The 16,597-nt window shown below is 64.5% G+C and carries 18 protein-coding genes; 11 read left to right on the top strand and 7 right to left on the bottom strand.

Going from position 1 to position 16,597, the window contains the following annotated elements:
• Nucleotides 1-109: 109 nt before the first annotated feature.
• Genes dmpG through QRN63_RS27835 form a run of 5 tightly spaced genes read right to left on the bottom strand, consistent with a single transcriptional unit; the run spans nt 110 to nt 4,841 of the window.
• Nucleotides 110-1,138, bottom strand: coding sequence for a 4-hydroxy-2-oxovalerate aldolase (gene dmpG / locus QRN63_RS27855; protein WP_285034217.1), 1,029 nt, complete (start codon nt 1,136-1,138; stop codon nt 110-112).
• Nucleotides 1,135-2,094, bottom strand: coding sequence for an acetaldehyde dehydrogenase (acetylating) (locus tag QRN63_RS27850; protein ID WP_285034215.1), 960 nt, complete (start codon nt 2,092-2,094; stop codon nt 1,135-1,137). Before QRN63_RS27850 ends, dmpG begins: the two co-directional genes overlap by 4 nt.
• Complete coding sequence (locus tag QRN63_RS27845) at nt 2,091-2,903, bottom strand: 2-keto-4-pentenoate hydratase (RefSeq protein WP_285034213.1); 813 nt, start codon at nt 2,901-2,903, stop codon at nt 2,091-2,093. The genes QRN63_RS27850 and QRN63_RS27845 overlap by 4 nt, the downstream gene beginning before the upstream one ends.
• Complete coding sequence (locus tag QRN63_RS27840) at nt 2,900-3,850, bottom strand: 3-carboxyethylcatechol 2,3-dioxygenase (protein WP_285034211.1); 951 nt, start codon at nt 3,848-3,850, stop codon at nt 2,900-2,902. The genes QRN63_RS27845 and QRN63_RS27840 overlap by 4 nt, the downstream gene beginning before the upstream one ends.
• Nucleotides 3,851-3,854: 4 nt before the next feature.
• Nucleotides 3,855-4,841, bottom strand: a complete 987-nt coding sequence (locus QRN63_RS27835; protein WP_285034366.1) for a zinc-binding dehydrogenase — start codon at nt 4,839-4,841, stop codon at nt 3,855-3,857.
• Between the two features lie 286 nt (nt 4,842-5,127).
• Here QRN63_RS27835 and QRN63_RS27830 point away from each other — a divergent pair, with 286 nt between their 5' ends.
• From QRN63_RS27830 to QRN63_RS27800, 7 genes are all read left to right on the top strand, one after another.
• On the top strand, nt 5,128-6,306 hold the full coding sequence (locus QRN63_RS27830; RefSeq protein WP_350224481.1) for an aromatic ring-hydroxylating dioxygenase subunit alpha: 1,179 nt from the start codon (nt 5,128-5,130) through the stop codon (nt 6,304-6,306).
• On the top strand, nt 6,299-6,634 hold the full coding sequence (locus QRN63_RS27825; RefSeq protein ID WP_285034208.1) for a non-heme iron oxygenase ferredoxin subunit: 336 nt from the start codon (nt 6,299-6,301) through the stop codon (nt 6,632-6,634). Before QRN63_RS27830 ends, QRN63_RS27825 begins: the two co-directional genes overlap by 8 nt.
• Nucleotides 6,634-7,851, top strand: coding sequence for an NAD(P)/FAD-dependent oxidoreductase (locus QRN63_RS27820; protein WP_285034364.1), 1,218 nt, complete (start codon nt 6,634-6,636; stop codon nt 7,849-7,851). Before QRN63_RS27825 ends, QRN63_RS27820 begins: the two co-directional genes overlap by 1 nt.
• 26 nt (nt 7,852-7,877) lie before the next feature.
• Nucleotides 7,878-8,453, top strand: a complete 576-nt coding sequence (locus QRN63_RS27815) for a 3-phenylpropionate/cinnamic acid dioxygenase subunit beta (RefSeq protein WP_285034206.1) — start codon at nt 7,878-7,880, stop codon at nt 8,451-8,453.
• Nucleotides 8,454-8,538: 85 nt separating this feature from the next.
• Nucleotides 8,539-9,381, top strand: a complete 843-nt coding sequence (locus QRN63_RS27810; protein WP_502888205.1) for an alpha/beta fold hydrolase — start codon at nt 8,539-8,541, stop codon at nt 9,379-9,381.
• Nucleotides 9,378-10,211, top strand: a complete 834-nt coding sequence (locus tag QRN63_RS27805) for an SDR family NAD(P)-dependent oxidoreductase (RefSeq protein ID WP_285034202.1) — start codon at nt 9,378-9,380, stop codon at nt 10,209-10,211. The genes QRN63_RS27810 and QRN63_RS27805 overlap by 4 nt, the downstream gene beginning before the upstream one ends.
• The gene (locus QRN63_RS27800; RefSeq protein ID WP_285034200.1) at nt 10,208-10,642 is read left to right on the top strand and encodes a hypothetical protein; all 435 of its coding nucleotides are present in this window, start codon (nt 10,208-10,210) and stop codon (nt 10,640-10,642) included. The genes QRN63_RS27805 and QRN63_RS27800 overlap by 4 nt, the downstream gene beginning before the upstream one ends.
• Here QRN63_RS27800 and QRN63_RS27795 read toward each other — a convergent pair.
• Nucleotides 10,639-11,421, bottom strand: coding sequence for an IclR family transcriptional regulator (locus tag QRN63_RS27795; RefSeq protein ID WP_285034198.1), 783 nt, complete (start codon nt 11,419-11,421; stop codon nt 10,639-10,641). The genes QRN63_RS27800 and QRN63_RS27795 overlap by 4 nt on opposite strands.
• Before the next feature lie 100 nt (nt 11,422-11,521).
• Here QRN63_RS27795 and QRN63_RS27790 point away from each other — a divergent pair, with 100 nt between their 5' ends.
• A complete protein-coding gene (locus QRN63_RS27790; RefSeq protein ID WP_285034196.1) occupies nt 11,522-12,148 on the top strand; it encodes a helix-turn-helix domain-containing protein in 627 nt (208 codons plus the stop codon).
• Between the two features lie 36 nt (nt 12,149-12,184).
• On the opposite strand, the gene QRN63_RS27785 is transcribed toward QRN63_RS27790, so the two are convergent.
• On the bottom strand, nt 12,185-13,189 hold the full coding sequence (locus tag QRN63_RS27785; protein ID WP_285034194.1) for a helix-turn-helix domain-containing protein: 1,005 nt from the start codon (nt 13,187-13,189) through the stop codon (nt 12,185-12,187).
• A gap of 196 nt (nt 13,190-13,385) precedes the next feature.
• Here QRN63_RS27785 and QRN63_RS27780 point away from each other — a divergent pair, with 196 nt between their 5' ends.
• The 3 genes from QRN63_RS27780 to QRN63_RS27770 are packed head-to-tail and all read left to right on the top strand — an operon-like array spanning nt 13,386 to nt 16,597.
• Entirely contained in the window at nt 13,386-14,510 is a 1,125-nt protein-coding gene (locus QRN63_RS27780) for a saccharopine dehydrogenase family protein (protein ID WP_285034192.1), read from the top strand.
• Between the two features lie 2 nt (nt 14,511-14,512).
• The gene (locus QRN63_RS27775; RefSeq protein ID WP_285034362.1) at nt 14,513-15,733 is read left to right on the top strand and encodes a thiolase family protein; all 1,221 of its coding nucleotides are present in this window, start codon (nt 14,513-14,515) and stop codon (nt 15,731-15,733) included.
• Between the two features lie 30 nt (nt 15,734-15,763).
• The gene (locus tag QRN63_RS27770; protein WP_285034190.1) at nt 15,764-16,597 is read left to right on the top strand and encodes an enoyl-CoA hydratase/isomerase family protein; all 834 of its coding nucleotides are present in this window, start codon (nt 15,764-15,766) and stop codon (nt 16,595-16,597) included.

The raw sequence follows: 16,597 nt of genomic DNA, 5'->3' as shown, positions 1-16,597 counted from the left end.
TGGCGGTTTGACGACTTGCGTCAATACGGGACCGATGGGCAGGTGGCGGCACAGGAATTCGAGTTCATTGGCGATGACGCGGTTCATTGGTCAGTCGTTGATGGGTATCTCAGACGGTCGCTGGGGTGTGTTGCTCGGCGAGAATATCCAGGGCGATGTCGACGATCATGTCTTCTTGTCCGCCGACCAAACCGCGGCGGCCAACTTCGAGCAGCAGCGTGCGGGCATCGAGTCCGTATTGGCGAGAGGCGTTCTCGGCGTGCCGGAGAAACGATGAGTAGACGCCTGCGTAACCGAGCGTCAGGGTCTCCCGGTCAACCTGGACCGGGCGATCACGCAGTGGGCGCACCAGATCGTCGGCGGCATCTTCGAGGGCCATCAAATCGCAACGGTGATTCCATTGCTGCAGATCGGCAACCGCGATGAAGGCTTCGATCGGGGTGTTACCAGCGCCGGCGCCTTGACCTGCTAGTGATGCGTCGACGCGGGTGACGCCTTCCTCGACCGCGATGACGCTGTTGGCCACGGACAGTGACAGGTTCTCGTGCGCGTGGACACCGATCTGGGTCTGTGGATCGAGGACCTTGCGGTAGGCGCGAACACGCTCGCGCATGCCGTTCATAGTCAGGCGGCCACCCGAATCGGTGACGTAAACGCATTGTGCGCCGTAGCTTTCCATGAGCTTGGCCTGCTTCGCCAACTGCGCGGGTGAGGCCATGTGGCTCATCATCAGAAAGCCCGACACGTCCATCCCAAGTTCGCGTGCGGTCGCGATGTGCTGGGCGGAGATGTCGGCTTCGGTGCAGTGGGTGGCCACGCGCACGGACCGCACACCCAGGTCGAAGGCGCGGCGTAGTTCGGCGATGGTACCGATGCCCGGAAGGAGCAGGGTCGTGAGTACGGCGCGGCTGATGTTGGCGGCTGCGGCTTCGATCCACTCCCAGTCGGTGTGGCTGCCGGGGCCGTAGTTGACCGAGCCGCCGGCGAGTCCGTCACCGTGGGCAACTTCGATCGCGTCGACGCCGGCCGCGTCGAGTGCGGCGGCGATCCGCCCCACGTCGTTGGGGCTGATCCGGTGACGGATGGCGTGCATGCCGTCGCGCAGCGTGACGTCCTGGATGTAGAGCTGGCGAGTCATCGGTGGGCCTCCGTCAGGGCGGTGTTCGTTTGCCGGGCAATCGATTCCGCGACCTGGATCGCGGCCGATGTCATGATGTCGAGGTTGCCGGCGTACGCGGGCAGATAGTGCGCCGCGCCCTCCACCTCAAGAAACACCGACACCCGCGTCGTCACTGGTGGCGCATCGCTGGGCACCAAGGTGTGCACAGGTTCGTCGGGTTCGATCGGCGTGAACTGGACGTCCTGCTTGAGCCGGTAACCGGGAACATAGCGAGCGACGCGTTCGGCCATCTCGTGAATGGAGGCTCGGATGGCGTCGTGGTCGGCGTCGCCGATCAGACAGAACACGGTGTCGCGCATGATCAGAGGCGGTTCGGCGGGATTGAGGACGATGATCGCCTTGCCCTTGGTAGCTCCACCGACTGTCTCGATGGCGTGTGCTGTGGTTTCGGTGAATTCGTCGATGTTGGCGCGGGTGCCAGGTCCGGCGGATTTGGACGCGATCGAGGCGACGATCTCGGCATAGGGCACCGGGGTGACCGCAGAGACGGCTGCCACCATCGGCACGGTGGCCTGGCCGCCGCAGGTCACCATATTGACGTTGTCGGCTCCGTCCCGCAGGCATTGGTCAAGGTTGACGGTCGGGATGACGAACGGGCCGATCGCGGCCGGCGTGAGATCGATGAGCTTCTTACCGTGCGGTGTCAGGGCTTCGGCATTGGCGATATGGGCACGCGCCGAGGTGGCATCCATGACGATGTCGATGTCGTCGAAATGCTCCATCGCAAGCAGCCCTTGAATGCCTTTGTGGGTGACCGGAATGTTGAGGCGTTCTGCGCGCGCCAGCCCGTCGGATTCGGGATCGATCCCGACCAGGGCGGCAACTTCGAGCGTGTCGGACGTTCGCAGGATCTTGATCATCAGGTCGGTGCCGATGTTGCCCGAGCCGATGATGGCCACTTTGGTTTTGTTCACGGTGTCTCCTTGATTGAGAACGCTGTCGACACCTCGCCGAGGGCGCTGATATCGGCGCGGATGCGGGTTCCGGGCGGTGTTGCGACCATCGGGCCCAATGCGCCGGAAAGGACGATCTGTCCGGCGCGCAACGGATTTCCGTATGCGGCCGCGGTTAGGGCCAGCCAGGTCAGGGCGTTGAGCGGGTCGCCGAGACAGGCGCTGCCGGTACCTTCGGAGACCAGCGCGTCGTCGGCGTACATCCGCATGGTGACGTCCTTGGGTTCGAAGTCATCGAGAGTGACCCGCCCGGGCCCGAGGACGAACAGGCCACTGGATGCGTTGTCGGCGACCGTGTCAGCGATGGTCAGATCCCAATCGGCGATGCGACTGTCGACGATTTCGATTGCCGGCGCAGCGTAGCTGACAGCGTCCCGAATTCGTTCGGGCGCAAAGTCGTTGCCATCAAGGTCGGCCTTGAGGATGAAGGCGATCTCTGCCTCAGCTTTGGGTTGCAGCAGCCGCTCTGAGGGCACCAGGACGGTACCGGACATATCCATATCGGCGAACAACACGCCGAAATCAGGCTGATCGACACCGAGCTGCTGCTGTACGGCAGGAGAGGTCAGGCCGATCTTGCGGCCGACGATCACCGCACCGGCAGTAACCCGCCGCCTGGTCAGTTCCTGCTGCACCGCGTATGCAGTGGCGATATCGCAGTCGCCGAGCAGTGCCCGAACCGGCGCGGTCGGGACGCCGGTGTCTGCGGCCGCGGCCAAGAGGTCAGCGGCCTCGATCACCCCGGCCACGCCGGTGGGGCTGTTGCTCATCGGGACCCTCTGACGTGCTGGGCGGTCGCAACTGCAAAGCCGGCGATCCATGCCGGAATCGGCTCGTAGAAGCGGTAATCCATGCTGTAGCCGCCGGTGGCCGCCAAGGATGCGAATGCGGCGATCCAAGACCGGACTTCGTGGGCCGACCCACCGGCCTCGGCGGCCATGGCCTCCACCGTCCAGTTGTCGAATTCCTCGAGCGGCCCATGCTCAAGTAGGTCCAGCAGCCGGTTGTCCCAACTCGGGTTGATCGGAATCATGGTGGTGGAACCAGCGGCGTATTGCCGGCCCGCCTCGACCACGCGCGACTCTCCCTTGGTGCGCTGCTCGGGTGTGGGCGGGTGGCCCTCGATAAGGGCATCAGCGACCCGGGGCGGCGCTCCGTCGAGCACCGGCACCGGCGGGTCGTGGGATAGACCGCCGGATGCGATATACAGCACCCGGCGGCCTAGCTCAGCGGCGGATTCGCCAATTGCGTTGCCCAGCGCGCGGATTCGGCTTACCGGGCATAACGGGGTGGCCACACCATTGATGAAGATCGGCACCACCGGCACTCGGTCGATGCCGCCGAACAGCACCTCCAACGGCTGCGCGAATCCGTGATCCACGGTCATCCGGGCCGATACGGTCAGGTCAACACCCCGGTCGAGGACGCCACGAGCCAGATGCTTGGCAGCTTCGGTGTCAACCGACAGCGGCCCGGCCGCTGACCCGAAGTCGCCCACCGCATGGCATTCGGTGCCAAGACAAAATGGTGGCATCTCCTTGTAAAAGAAGCCGTTGTAGTGATCCGGCGCATAGAGCACCACCAGGTCGGGCGCGTAGTGCGCAATGAACTTCTTGGCCTCGGCGACGGCCTGCCCAACGCGTGCCAGAACGTCTGGGGCGGGGTCGTTCTTGCCGATCAACGGCGAATGTGAGAGGCCGACAACAGCTGCGGTCATGGGGTTAGTTCACCTCTTCTGATGACGGGTGGATGACAACCTTGCCTGTGACTGTTCCGTCGAGCATCAGCTGAAAACCCTTGTGTATCTCCCGAAGTGGAAGTGTTCGGTCGATGACAGGACGGACGCCTGTCGCCTCGAGCATGCGTAGGAGCGCTTCGAACTCGCTACGCGTGGCGCCGGTTGAACCGATCACCCGTAACTGCGAGTAGAAGATGCGTGCCAGGTCCGCGGGCGGATTTGTACCGGTGGTCGCGCCGGCGATCACGAGGGCGCCGCCGGGGCGCAACGCCTTGAGTGAATGCGACCACGTCGCTTCACCGACCGTGTCGATTGTGATGTCCACGCGTTCGGGCAGCCGTTGGCCGCTGGGTACCGCGGCCCGCACACCCCAACTGAGTGCCTCCGTACGCTTGGCCGCGCTCTGGCTGGTGGCGTAGACCACCGCACCTGCGGCAACTGCGAGTTTGATCGCAGCCGAAGCAACACCGCCGCCGATGCCCTGGACCAGCACCCGGTCACCTGCTCTGATGTTGGCCTGGGTGAACAGCATTCGGTACGCCGTGGTCCAGGCCACCGGCAGACAGGCCGCCTCATCGAACGACAGCCAGGATGGCATGGCGACCAGGTTTCGCCGCGGTACCGTGATGTACTCAGCGAACCCACCGTGATCACGTTCGGTCAGCAGGGTCCGGTTGGGATCGAGCGTCTCGTCGCCGCCGCCGGCGTCGGGGTCGGCGAGCACGGGATGCACGATCACCGCCCGACCGTCTTCGTCGTAGCCGGCCACGTCACACCCCAGCACCATCGGAAGACGCTCCTCCGGGTGACCTACACCGCGCAAGGTCCACAGATCATGCATGTTGAGCGACGATGCGGCGACCTTCACGACCGCCCACCCCGGCCGAGGCTCGGGGACGGGAATGTCACGGAGTTCCAACCCGGCAAGCGGATCGGCGGCATTTTGCGAAATAGCAATGGCGGCAAGCACATCGTCCATGCTTGCGCTTCAACGGGGGCGAACCCAGCAGCTGTGCCGCTGTGCGAAACGGTAGCTGGAGGATCGGTCCCCGACGCGGTTATCTGATCCCATGACCTCGACAATGCAGCCGGGTGCCGGACCCGAAGGGCACATGGCGCCGCCGTGCACTGCGTTGCGCCGACCCGCACAAATGGCGCGCAACATTGACGTGTCCGCGCTCGTGGACTCGGACGGCGGGCTACTGGACCGTGCGGTGTGGACCGACGAGCAGATCTACCGCCAAGAGCTGCGCCGTATCTTCGCCACCAACTGGCTCTTTCTGGCGCACACCGACCAATTCCACAAGCCGGGCGACTTCTTCACCACCTACATGGGCGAAGACCCCGTGATCGTCACGATGGACAAGAACCGGAAGATACGCGCCTATCTGAATTCCTGCCGGCACCGCGGAGCCCGCGTGTGCCGCGCCGACTACGGTGCTACCCGCAGTTTCACCTGCACCTACCACGGCTGGGCCTACGACCTCGAGGGCAAGCTGATCAGCATCCCCAACAAAGAGGGATATCCCGACGGTTTCCACGCCGCGGACTGGGGCCTGGTCGAAGTGCCCAACGTCGACTCGTACCACGGGCTGATCTTCGGCAACTGGGACGCCAACGCGGTCACCTTGCGCGAAGCGCTGGGCGACATGGCGTGGTACATGGACGCCATGCTCGACCACGACGATGAAGGAACCATTGTTGTTGGGGGAGTGCACAAATGGGTTCTGGAAGGCAACTGGAAGCTGGCCGCTGAGCAATTCGCCAGCGACTGGTATCACGTGAATATGAGTCACGCCTCGGCGCTGACGGTTCTTTCACCCAGCGGCAAGCCCAAAGACGAGGTCGTACACCGCACCGGACGCCAGTACGTCGACCCGAAAGGGCACGGCCATGGATTCCCTGATCACCCGAAGAACCGGTTCGACTCACAGACCGTGCACGAATGGATGGATTACGCAGCGCTGCGCGAAAGGCTCGGCGACGCGCGTGTAGAGGGCCCCGTCACGACCGGGCACGCGACCGTGTTTCCCAACTTCTCCTACCTTCCCGTGAACGGGTCGATCCGGATCTGGCATCCGAAAGGACCGGACCGGATGGAGGTTTGGGCCTGGACCATCGTGGACAAAGCGATGCCCGAACACGTGCGCGAAGCGCAGCGGCTCTACAACCTACGGACGTTCGGTCCCAGTGGCATCTTCGAGCAGGACGACGGTGAGAACTGGAGCGAAGTGCAGGCGATTTCGCACGGTTTCATCACCAACACCGTGCCGCTGAACTATCAGATGGGTTTGGGGTCCGAACGCCACGACGGGCGCTTTCCCGGCACCACCAGCGAACTCTACAGCGACGCCGCGGCGCGGGCGTTCTACGCCCGTTGGCGCGAGGCAATGAACACCCCGGCCTGGCACGAACGGAATGATCAACATGACTAACGGAATTCGCGTCGCCGCACTCGACGACGTACCCGAAGGTGAAGGCATCGTCATCGAACGCACCGTCGCCGGCACTGATGACGACATCGCTCTGCTGCGCGACGACGACGGCTGTGTCTGGGCCCTGGACAACACCTGCACCCACGCCGATGCGTCTTTGGCGGAGGGATGGGTCGAGAACGGGCATGTCGAATGCCCCCTGCATGCCAGCAAGTTCTGCCTCAAGACCGGTGCGGTCGACGGCCTCCCGGCAACCAAAGATGCCCGCCCACACCGCGTCGAAGTCCGCGACGGCGCGGTGTACCTGTTCCCGAATGAGCGACCGTGATGGTTCCCAACCGGGTTCTGGTTGTCGGCGGCGGAGTAGCCGGCGTCAGTACCATCGCCGCGCTGCGGGCCGGTGGTTATGACGGTGACCTCACATTGATCGATGCCGGGGTGTTTCCCTACGACCGCCCACCCCTGTCGAAGCAATACCTTGCCGGCCAAGTTGAACTCAAAGACGTTGCATTGCAGTCACCTACGTGGTTCGACGAGCAATGCGTGCGGCTGATCACCCAGAGCACTGCTGCCGCGATCCGCACTGGCGAAGGCGCGGTCGAACTCGACGGTGGAACGGTGATCGCAGCAGACGCCGTGGTGCTGGCCACGGGAGGACAGGCTGCCCGACCACCGATTCCGGGCGCCGACGACCCGCACGTTCACACGCTCCGCACCGCGGAGGACGCCGACCGACTCCGCTCGGCACTGACACCCGGATCGCGTCTGTTGATCGTGGGGGCCGGGTTGATCGGCGCCGAAGTCGCCTCCACCGCAGCGGGACTCGGCTGCCAGGTCACCTTGGTCGATCCGATCGCAGCACCGTTGGCGGGCGTTGTGGGTTCGCACGTCGCTGCGTGGCTCCATGGCATGCACGCCGACCATGGCGTGAAGACCGTGACCGGCGCGGTCGAATCATTCAGTGCTGCAACCGATGGTGGTATCGACGCGACACTCACCGGCCAGCCGCCGCAAACCTTCGATGCCGTTCTGCTTGCGGTCGGGATGACCGCGGACACGGTCCTGGCCGGCAGCGCAGGTCTGGTCGTCGAGCGCGGGGTCCTGGTCGATGACCGCAACGTCACCTCCAATCCTCACGTCTTGGCAGTGGGCGATGTGGCCCGCGCCTGCGTCAACGGCGTGCCAGGGCACCGCAGTGAACATTGGGAGGCAGCCCAGGCCGACGGTCAGCGCGCCGCAGCCGCACTCCTCGATCAACCCGCCCCTGTGCCGTCAGCCTCATGGTTCTGGACTGATCGCTACGGCCGTCACGTCGAAGCTGTCGGAAACCTGGGCCACGCCGAACTTTTCGTGCGGCGCGGCGAGTGCACCACGACACCGTGGGCCACTTTCGGCTTGATCGCCGGTCGCGTGGTGGGGGCCGTCGGGGTCGATGACTCCACGTCCGTACGTGCCGCCCGGCGCATGATCGATCGCGGTCTGTCGATGGACCCGGCTGCGCTGGGTGACCTGGCCGCCGACCTGCGCAAGATGCTCAAGCGCTGAGGACCAAACGATGGAAAGAGCGTGATATGACAAGCGCACCAACAACAATCGCCGGCGTCGCGGGGATGCGCGCCGACCGCGACGTGCATTTCGAGGTTGAGCAGTTCTACTTCGAGGAAGCTGAACTGCTCGATGACGGCCGTTTCGCCGACTGGCTGGACCTGTTGGCCGACGATCTCGACTACTGGATGCCCACCCGCACCAACCGGTTGCGCCGACAGCAAGCCTTGTCCATCGCCGCGCGCGGGGAGGCTGCGTTCTACGACGAGACCAAAGAGAGCCTGGCGTGGCGGATCCGGCGTTTCGATTCCGGCATGGCCTGGGCCGAGGACCCGCCGTCACGAACCCGCCATCTGGTGACCAACGTCGTCGTCAGATACGCCGACCCCGGCCGCCACGATGACGTCAGTACTGCCGACCTCGATGTCCGGTCCGCGTTTCTGGTGTACCGCAACCGCCTTGAGCGCGAAGAGAACGTTTTCGCCGGGCAGCGCAGCGATATCTTGCGCCGCACAGCCGACGGCTCGTTGCAGGTCGCGCGACGGGTGATCCTGCTTGACCAGAGCGTGCTGCAGGCGAAGAACATCTCCACCTTCTTCTGACTCAAACCGAAGTCTGATCCGACAAACAAGGGAAGCCATCGTGTCCACCGCCGAACTCGATTCCGCCGTCACAGAATCCGTCGCCGTGCGCCGCCGCGTCGTCACCACGTCCCGAGGTGACATTTCCGTTGCCGAGGCTGGGGACGGCCCCGTGCTGGTGATGCTGCACGGCGGCGGTCCCGGCGCATCCGGACTGAGCAACTACCACCAGAATCTGGCCGCGCTGACGCGCCGGTATCGGGTGGTGCTACCTGATCAACCGGGTTTCGGGGGGAGCTACCGGCCGACCGAGGCTGATCTGGAGGCCGAGTCGATCACCCAGATCGCCGTCGGCGCGCTCTTCGAGACCCTCGATGCCCTCGGTATTGACCGATTTCACTTGTTGGGCAACAGCCTTGGCGGCGCGGCGGCCATCGCGATGGCACAGGCGCAGCCGAGGCGGGTCTCCGGCCTGGTGTTGATGGCGCCCGGCGGTGGATGGCTGCCGTTCGGCCCGACACCGACCGAGGGCCAGAAGGAGATGTTCCGCTACTACAACGGTGACGGTCCGAGCGAAAAGAAGATGGCGAACTTCATCCGAACCATGGTGTTCGACCACAAGCAGTTCGGCGCCGAGGTGGTCAAGGCCCGTTACGAGGCATCCCTGGACCCCAGCCACATCGAGTTCTACCACCGCTACAACGCAGCCTTCGGCAAACGCCACGGCATGGACCCGCTGTGGCGTGATCTGCACAAGATCACCGCGCCGACCCTGTTGCTGTGGGGCCGCGATGATCGCACCATCACTCTCGAGGGATCGCAGATGATGCTCAAGCAGATCCGCGATGTGCAACTGCACGTTTTCGGCAGTTGCGGGCACTGGGTGCAGTTGGAACGCCGCCGAGACTTCGAACGATTGGTCGCCGACTTTCTTGCCGAACTGCCATGAGCGGCTGGCTCAACGGCTACGCAGCCCTCATCACCGGCGGCGGTTCCGGCATCGGTCGGGCGGTGGCGGAACGGTTTGTGTCCGAAGGTGCATCGGTCACCATCGTTGGACGTGATGTCGACCAACTCGGCGCTGTCGCGTCCGCGAGTGCGGACCCGTCGAGGATGCACGCCGTCCAAGCAGATGTGCGTAGCTCGGACCAACTGCACGAGGCAGTCGAGCAGACCGTGCGACGTTTCGGCAAACTCGACACGCTTGTCGCCAACGCCGGCATCTGGGATTACCAGCGCCAGCTGACCCGCATGACCGGACAACAACTCGGCGACACCTTCGACGAACTGTTCGCCATCAACGTCAAGGGGTACGTACTGGCCGCCGAGGCGGCGTGGCGCGAGCTGGTCAAAACCAGGGGCAGCATCGTCATGACGCTGTCCAATGCGTCCTTTTACGTCAACGGCGGCGGACCCATCTACACCGCGAGCAAGCATGCCTGCCTGGGCCTCATGCGGGAACTGGCCTACGAATTGGCGCCGAAAGTCCGTGTCAACGGGGTGGCGTGCGGAGCGATGAACACCAAACTGCGCGGGCCTGAGTCGCTGAACTTGCAAGACCGTACGCTGGCGATGTCGTTCGCCAAGAAGACTGCCGACACACCGCCGCCTCCGATCCCATTACACGACTCCAGCACCGATCCGAAAGATTTCACCGGCTCCTACGTGCTGCTGGCCAGCCGCGAACAGAGCGGACCCATTACCGGACAGGCGATTTCGGTGGACGGCGGGATCGGCGTTCGCGGGTTCGCCAGCGCAGCCGGCGGCGATGCTCTGTGATCAACACTTTGGCGCGGCTCGGCTCGGGCTGGACGGTGACCTCACAGGATGACCGGCAGACGGCGTTGCATTTCGACAACGGGGACGGCATCTTTGCGGCGGTCGTGCGCCGGCCTGCCGACGGCCCGCTGCGTACCGCCTACCCGGTCAGTGCCCATGATGTTGAGATCTGCCTGACCGGTGATGCAATGTCCACGCAGTTCGGTGCGCATCTCGCAGCACTGACGACGGCGCTGCTGGCCGACGACCCCACGTGCCGACGGGTCGTCGTGGCTCTCGCGGCCTTTGACGACGCCCGGATCGCGGTGATGCCGTCGGCCGGCTACCGGCACGTCGTCGATGTTGAGGTACCCGGTGCAGAACTGAGTCTCTTTGTGCGGGAGGCGGATTGGCTGATCAGTATCGACCTGGACCGGGTACCGGGAACCTAGCTGGCCTGAAAGTCACTCGGTCGGCTCATCATCCGGCTGGCTGCGGAACATACCTGACGCAGATTCACCGTGAGCCTGCGCAGATCGGTGGTCAGTGGCGCGGCGACAGACAGCGCCGCCACCGGCTGACCGTTACGGCCGAACACCGGTGCTGCCACGCACGTCATTCCCAGGCGACTTTCCTCGCGCTCCACGGCGATCCCTTCATGGCGAATCCGAAGCAGCTCGGCGGCCAGCACCGCCGGATCAGTGATCGACCGCGGTGTCAGCCCGGGCAGCGGACGGCCATCGACAACGCGGCAGCTGCTCGGCCGATATGCCAGCAGCGCCTTGCCCACCGCTGTACAGTGCGCGGGCAGCCGCCCGCCGATGCGGGACGGCGCAGCCATGTTTCGGTGGCCGTACAGCTTGGCCAGATACACCACCTCGTCCCCGTACAGCACACCCAGATGTACTGTCTGCCTGGTGGATTCGAAGAGATCCGTCAGGTACGGCAACAGTTGGTCCCGAAGCCGGTCCTGGCCCGGAGCGTAGACCGCGAGTCCCAGTTCGTGCAGTCGCGACCCCAAGCGATAGGCGGTCCCGATCCGCTCGACCATGTCATTGCGCTCCAGCATGCCCAGAACCCGGTAAGCGGTCGACTTGCTCAGGTTGGTCCGGCGGGCCAGCTCGCTGACGCCGAGGCCCGAACTCGCCTGATCGCCAAATGCAACCAGTAGGCTGAAGGCCTTGTCGATCGCCGCACGATCATCGCGGACCGACTCCATTGCTGTCGACATCACGACACCTCCATCGCGTCGGGGTCACTTTGAGTACCCCATTTGTCACTTCTAGATGACCATGATGCAAAACAACCGGCCGTTCGTCAATAATGACGAGATGACTATTAAAAGTGACAGTCACGGAGACGAGAATCAGCTGGTGGCACGCAATGTCCGCCGATTCCGTCGGGAACGGGCGATGTCGCTGGGGGAGTTGGCGCGGCGCTCCGGGCTGTCAAAGCAGACCTTGTCCAAGATCGAGCAGGGCACGGGTAATCCGACGGTCGAGACCCTCGCCCTACTCGGGGCGGCCCTGGATCTGCCGGCCCGCCGCCTGCTCACCGAATGGGGTACTCCGGTGTACGTGCAGCGCCACGACGAAGGTCAATGGGTCGACGGGGCTGACCGGTCCGAACGCTTACTCGATGAGGTCTACGGTTCCGGTTATGTCCGAACATTGTTGCTGCGCTTGGAGAAAACCGGCGCTGAGCCCGTGATCATCAACCCGCATTCGCCCGGTACCTTGCATCACTTGTACGTCATCACCGGAAAACTGCGTACCGGGCCGCTGGTCGAGCCTGTCGACCTGTCTGCCGGCGACTTCGTGCGGTTTCCCGGTGACGTCCCGCACCAGCATGTCTGCATCACTGATCGGGTGATCGCCCATATGGTCACCACGCTGCCGCAGGTCCGGCAGATCAGGCCGGTGATACGGGCCGATATGGCTTCGGACGCGCTCGACTGAGTCCGCATAGCTGACGCGCCGAAACCCGGTGGCAGGCTAATTCAGCGTGGGCTCAGGTCGTTTGGAGTTCATCACCGCCAGTGGCGGCCCACCGATCCGAGCGTTGATCAGCACGCTGCTCGGTGTGACGCCGAAGGCCTGCTTGAAGCACCGACTGAAATGCGCGGCGTCGTTGAAACCCCACCGGAATGCGACATCGGTCACCGTCTCGGACGACCCACCGTGGGACAAGGCCCGGTAGCACGCTTTGAGCCGCCGGTCCCGAATCCAGCGTCCCACGGTCGTGCCGGTGGAGGAGAACAGCTGATGGAGTGTGCGCACCGAAATACCATGGGCTGCAGCGATTGTCGATGGGCCCAAGCTGATGTCATCAAGGTTGTCCTCGATGTACTGACGCACACCACGCAGCAGCGCGGCGCTGGCCGTGGGCCGTTGCTCAGCCGTGCTGAGAGCGCAGTCCAACACGTCGAACAGCGACTGGCACGCGATAGTCAGAGCCGCGTCCGACAACTGGTCGAGTTCGCGGTAGATGGTGCCGAGTTGTTGGGCCGCGACCGCGAGCAGCCCCGAGCCGGGACCCGCCGCGATCGCGCCGCAGGCTCGGGCGGCCGCCTCGGCCAGACCGGTCGAGACGCGGCTGCGGGGCAATAGGAGATACAGCTCGTGGTGGGGGTCGATGACCTCGAAGTCACGTGCGGTCTCGCTGTCCCAGAGAATGAGCTGGCCAGGCTGGGCAACGAACTCGCGGCCGTCGAGATAGCGGCAATTGAGCCGACCGGAAAGGTTCATCAGCACCCCGACCGACGCGTCCTCGTGCTGGGACACTGCGGGTCGACGGCCTATCAACCGGCCGGCATGAAACTCGCCGACGGTCAGCGTATCGACCTTGCGGTAGCGGGCCGAGACGTCGAGATCCTCACGGGCGGACGGCGCCAATGCCCACGCCACATGCAGGTCCGACAACCCCGTGGGCGAGGCTGCCGGCGCATCACTCGCTGACAACCCGTGTGTCGACCACGTGGCTGTCACAGTCGCTGTCATCGATGACACCTCCGCTTACCAACCCCTCAATTAACTCACCATGCCCAGGTCGCGGACAAGCATCCGTGCCGACAGGCGGACCAGCCGCCGCATGCACAAACAGGCAAACATCACCGCACTCTCGTGCAAGCAGCTTCAGATCAGCGCCGACATAGTGATGTCAGCCACATCGATTAGCTGCAATGAAGGAGTACTCGTGAGTGAGCCACGCCCGGTCGTCATCTATGGCGCGAGTGGATACACCGGCCGCCTGGTCGCCGAATACCTGCGCGAATACAGCATCCCGTTTGTCGCGGCCGGCCGGAACAAGGCCAAGCTGCAGGAGATTCTGAAATCGGTCCCCGGCATCGAGACCGCCGACTACGAGATCGCCGAAGTCGACGGCTCCGTCGATTCGCTGACCGCGCTATTCGAGGGCCGCCGCGTCGTCTGCAACATGGTCGGGCCCTTCCTTCGCTACGCACCGGCGGTGCTGGAGGCCTCGGTCCGGACCGGATGTCACTACCTGGACACCGCCGGCGAACAAAAGCACCACCTGTCGCTGCTCAATGACTGGGGACCCAAGTTCGCTGCCGCCGGCGCAGCGGTCTCCACAGCGGTGTCCATCCAGTACGCAGTGCCCGACATCGCCGCACGCATCGTGCTGGAGAACCCGGGGATCGACACCCTTGAACTCGGCGAATACGTCAACGCGGTGCCCACCGTCGGCTCCACGCAGTCGATCTTCGACGTCATCCGCACCGATGCCTTCTACCTCGAAGACAACGTGCTGAAGAAATACGACGGCATCTACGAGCAGGACATCGTGGTGCCCGGCACCGGCTACGTCGTTCCCGGTCTGAACTGGGGTGGCACCGCGATGCCCGTGTTCTTCCGCGACGACCACCGAGTGCGTAACTGCCGCATGTTGGTCGCCATGCAGAACCAGGCCCGCGACATCCCCACTCGGGTGCGGGCCGCGGAGCGGATGTTCAAAGTGGTGTTCCAGTGGCTGCCCGAGGACAAGCTGTTCCCTGTGCTCGACCGGGTCGCCGCGGGAATGACACCCGTTACCCCGCCGCGCGAGAACCGCCAAGTTCACCGCTCCATCGACTGGTGCACCGGACGCGGCAACAACGTGACCGCACGCGCTGTCATCCACGGCACCAGCGGCTACCAGATGACCGGACTCATCCAGGCCTACATTGCGATGCGCCTGCTCGGCAACAACTTCAACGGTGTCGGATTCCGTTCTCCGGCCGAATTGGTCGGCCACCGAGAATTATTGGGCGCCTTGGAATCCTATGGCCTGGCACGACTCACCGAAGACTCGGTGGCGTGAGAATGGACCCCGTCTGGGTGGCAGGGGTAGGCATGACCGCGTTTGGCGTTCGGCCCGATACTTCCGTCAAAGAACTCACCCGTGAGGCCGTGACCGAGGCCCTGGCTGACGCGGGCGCGCAGCTCGGCGATGTGCAGGCTGTCTACTTCGGCAACACCTGCCAGGGCGTCCTAGAAGGTCAGGTGGTCGTCGGCGGACAGATCGCCTTGCGCTCCATGGGATTTGAATGTGTCCCGATTGTCAATGTCGAAAATGCCTGCGCCACCGGCGCTACCGCCCTGCACCAAGCGATGCTGCACGTGCAGTCCGGCGCCGCTGACATCGCGCTGGCGGTCGGGGTGGAACGACTCAGCATCGGCGACAAAGCCAAGGCGCTGGGCGTGTTCGACGGCGGGGTCGACGTCAACGACCCCGACGGTGTGCGAGCCGTTCTCACCGAACTGGCCGGATCTGCGCCTGCCAGCGCGCCGTCGCACAGCCTGTTCATGGACGTCTACGCGGCATTGGCCCACGCGCACATGGCTGCCTTCGGCAGCACCCAGCATCAACTGGCAGTTATCGCTGAGAAGAACCACGCCCACGCCGTGGACAACCCGCTGGCCCACTTCCGTGCCCCGATGTCGGTGGCCGACATCCTGGCCGCGCGGCCGGTGGCGGGGCCATTGACGGTGCCGATGTGCGCACCGTTGACCGACGGGGCCGCCGCCGCAGTGGTGTGCAACACCGACGGGCTCAAACGCTTGGCCGGTGCGCACCCGGTGCGGATCCTGGCCAGCGTCCTGCAGACGGGAATGGTTCGCGCAGTGGATGATTGGGAACAGTCGGTCAGTCGGGCCGCCGCCCGCGCAGCGTACGAGCAGGCCGGTGTGGGACCCGACGAGGTGTCTGTGGCCGAAGTCCACGATGCGTCCGCATTCGGCGAGCTCCTGCAAACCGAGATGCTCGGATTCTGCGAGATCGGTGCCGGTGGCAAACTCGCCGAATCCGGCGAGACCGCCCTGGGCGGCCGCATTCCGGTAAACCCCTCCGGCGGTTTGGAATCCAAGGGCCATCCCATGGGCGCCTCCGGGTTGGCCCAGATCTACGAACTCGCCCACCAGCTGCGCGGCGACTGCGGCACTCGCCAGGTGCCAGGTGCGCGAATCGCACTGGCAGAGAACGGCGGTGGACTGTACGGCCCCGAGGAGGCCGTCGCCGCCGTCACCATCCTGAGCACCAACTGAACGTCCGATCCACAAACCCGAGGAAGACCAATGACCTACCAGACTCTCAACATTCGGCGTGACGGACGAATCCTGTACGTCGATTTCAACAATCCGCCGGTCAACCTGATGACCGTGCAGATGGTCGGCGAGCTGTTCGACCTGGCGGGTTCACTCGCCTTCGATCCCGACACCGCAGTGGTCGTCGTCGGTAGCGCCAACCCGGAATTCTTCGTCGCCCATTTCGACCTCAACGACCTGGTCAAGGTGGTCAGTGGCGACCCGTCGGTCCCGCAGAGCAATTACGACGACATCAATGCGGTACAGGCGCTGACCACGACCTGGCAGACCCTGCCGCAGGTGACGATCGGTGTCGTCGACGGCATCTGCCGCGGTGCCGGACTGGAATTTCTGCTGGCCACCAACATGCGATTCGCCACCGCCGCCAGCCGGTTCTGCTTCCCGGAGGTCAGCGGCGGCATTCTTCCCGGCGGCGGCGGCACCACCCGTCTGGCAATGCAGATCGGCCCAGCCCGGGCGATGGAAGTGATCCTGTCCGGGCGCGATTTCACCGGCGAAGAAGCCGCCGACTACGGCATTGTCAACCGGACCCTGGCCGCCGAAGACCTGCCCGCCTATGTCGAGGCCCTTGCGCGCGGAATCGCTGCTCGCCCGGCGGCGGCCATCGCGGCAGTAGATCAGGTGGTCAAGGCGGTATACGACTCCATGATCGATGCGCAATTCGCCGGATTCGCCAGCGAGAACGCCGGATTGCGGGCGCTGTCAACGGTACCCGGCGTCAAAGAATCGCTGGAGCAGTTGGCCGGGATGCAGGACGCCGAACATGAGCGCGACCTGCCGGCGATCATCGCCGCCGCCACCTAG

It is taken from the genome of Mycolicibacterium sp. lyk4-40-TYG-92, from assembly GCF_030209435.1.
Taxonomy (GTDB): Bacteria; Actinomycetota; Actinomycetes; order Mycobacteriales; family Mycobacteriaceae; genus Mycobacterium.
Note: the sequence above shows the minus strand (reverse complement) of the source record. Positions and strands in the feature narration are given on the sequence as shown.

What these genes read in the sequence shown, in the direction of transcription:
- dmpG (WP_285034217.1), bottom strand. Translation starts at nt 1,138, where the DNA reads ATGACTCGCCAGCTCTACATCCAGGACGTCACGCTGCGCGACGGCATG.
- QRN63_RS27845 (WP_285034213.1), bottom strand. Translation starts at nt 2,903, where the DNA reads ATGAGCAACAGCCCCACCGGCGTGGCCGGGGTGATCGAGGCCGCTGAC.
- QRN63_RS27840 (WP_285034211.1), bottom strand. Translation starts at nt 3,850, where the DNA reads ATGACCGCAGCTGTTGTCGGCCTCTCACATTCGCCGTTGATCGGCAAG.
- QRN63_RS27825 (WP_285034208.1), top strand. Translation starts at nt 6,299, where the DNA reads ATGACTAACGGAATTCGCGTCGCCGCACTCGACGACGTACCCGAAGGT.
- QRN63_RS27820 (WP_285034364.1), top strand. Translation starts at nt 6,634, where the DNA reads ATGGTTCCCAACCGGGTTCTGGTTGTCGGCGGCGGAGTAGCCGGCGTC.
- QRN63_RS27815 (WP_285034206.1), top strand. Translation starts at nt 7,878, where the DNA reads ATGACAAGCGCACCAACAACAATCGCCGGCGTCGCGGGGATGCGCGCC.
- QRN63_RS27805 (WP_285034202.1), top strand. Translation starts at nt 9,378, where the DNA reads ATGAGCGGCTGGCTCAACGGCTACGCAGCCCTCATCACCGGCGGCGGT.
- QRN63_RS27795 (WP_285034198.1), bottom strand. Translation starts at nt 11,421, where the DNA reads ATGTCGACAGCAATGGAGTCGGTCCGCGATGATCGTGCGGCGATCGAC.
- QRN63_RS27790 (WP_285034196.1), top strand. Translation starts at nt 11,522, where the DNA reads ATGACTATTAAAAGTGACAGTCACGGAGACGAGAATCAGCTGGTGGCA.
- QRN63_RS27785 (WP_285034194.1), bottom strand. Translation starts at nt 13,189, where the DNA reads ATGACAGCGACTGTGACAGCCACGTGGTCGACACACGGGTTGTCAGCG.
- QRN63_RS27775 (WP_285034362.1), top strand. Translation starts at nt 14,513, where the DNA reads ATGGACCCCGTCTGGGTGGCAGGGGTAGGCATGACCGCGTTTGGCGTT.
- QRN63_RS27770 (WP_285034190.1), top strand. Translation starts at nt 15,764, where the DNA reads ATGACCTACCAGACTCTCAACATTCGGCGTGACGGACGAATCCTGTAC.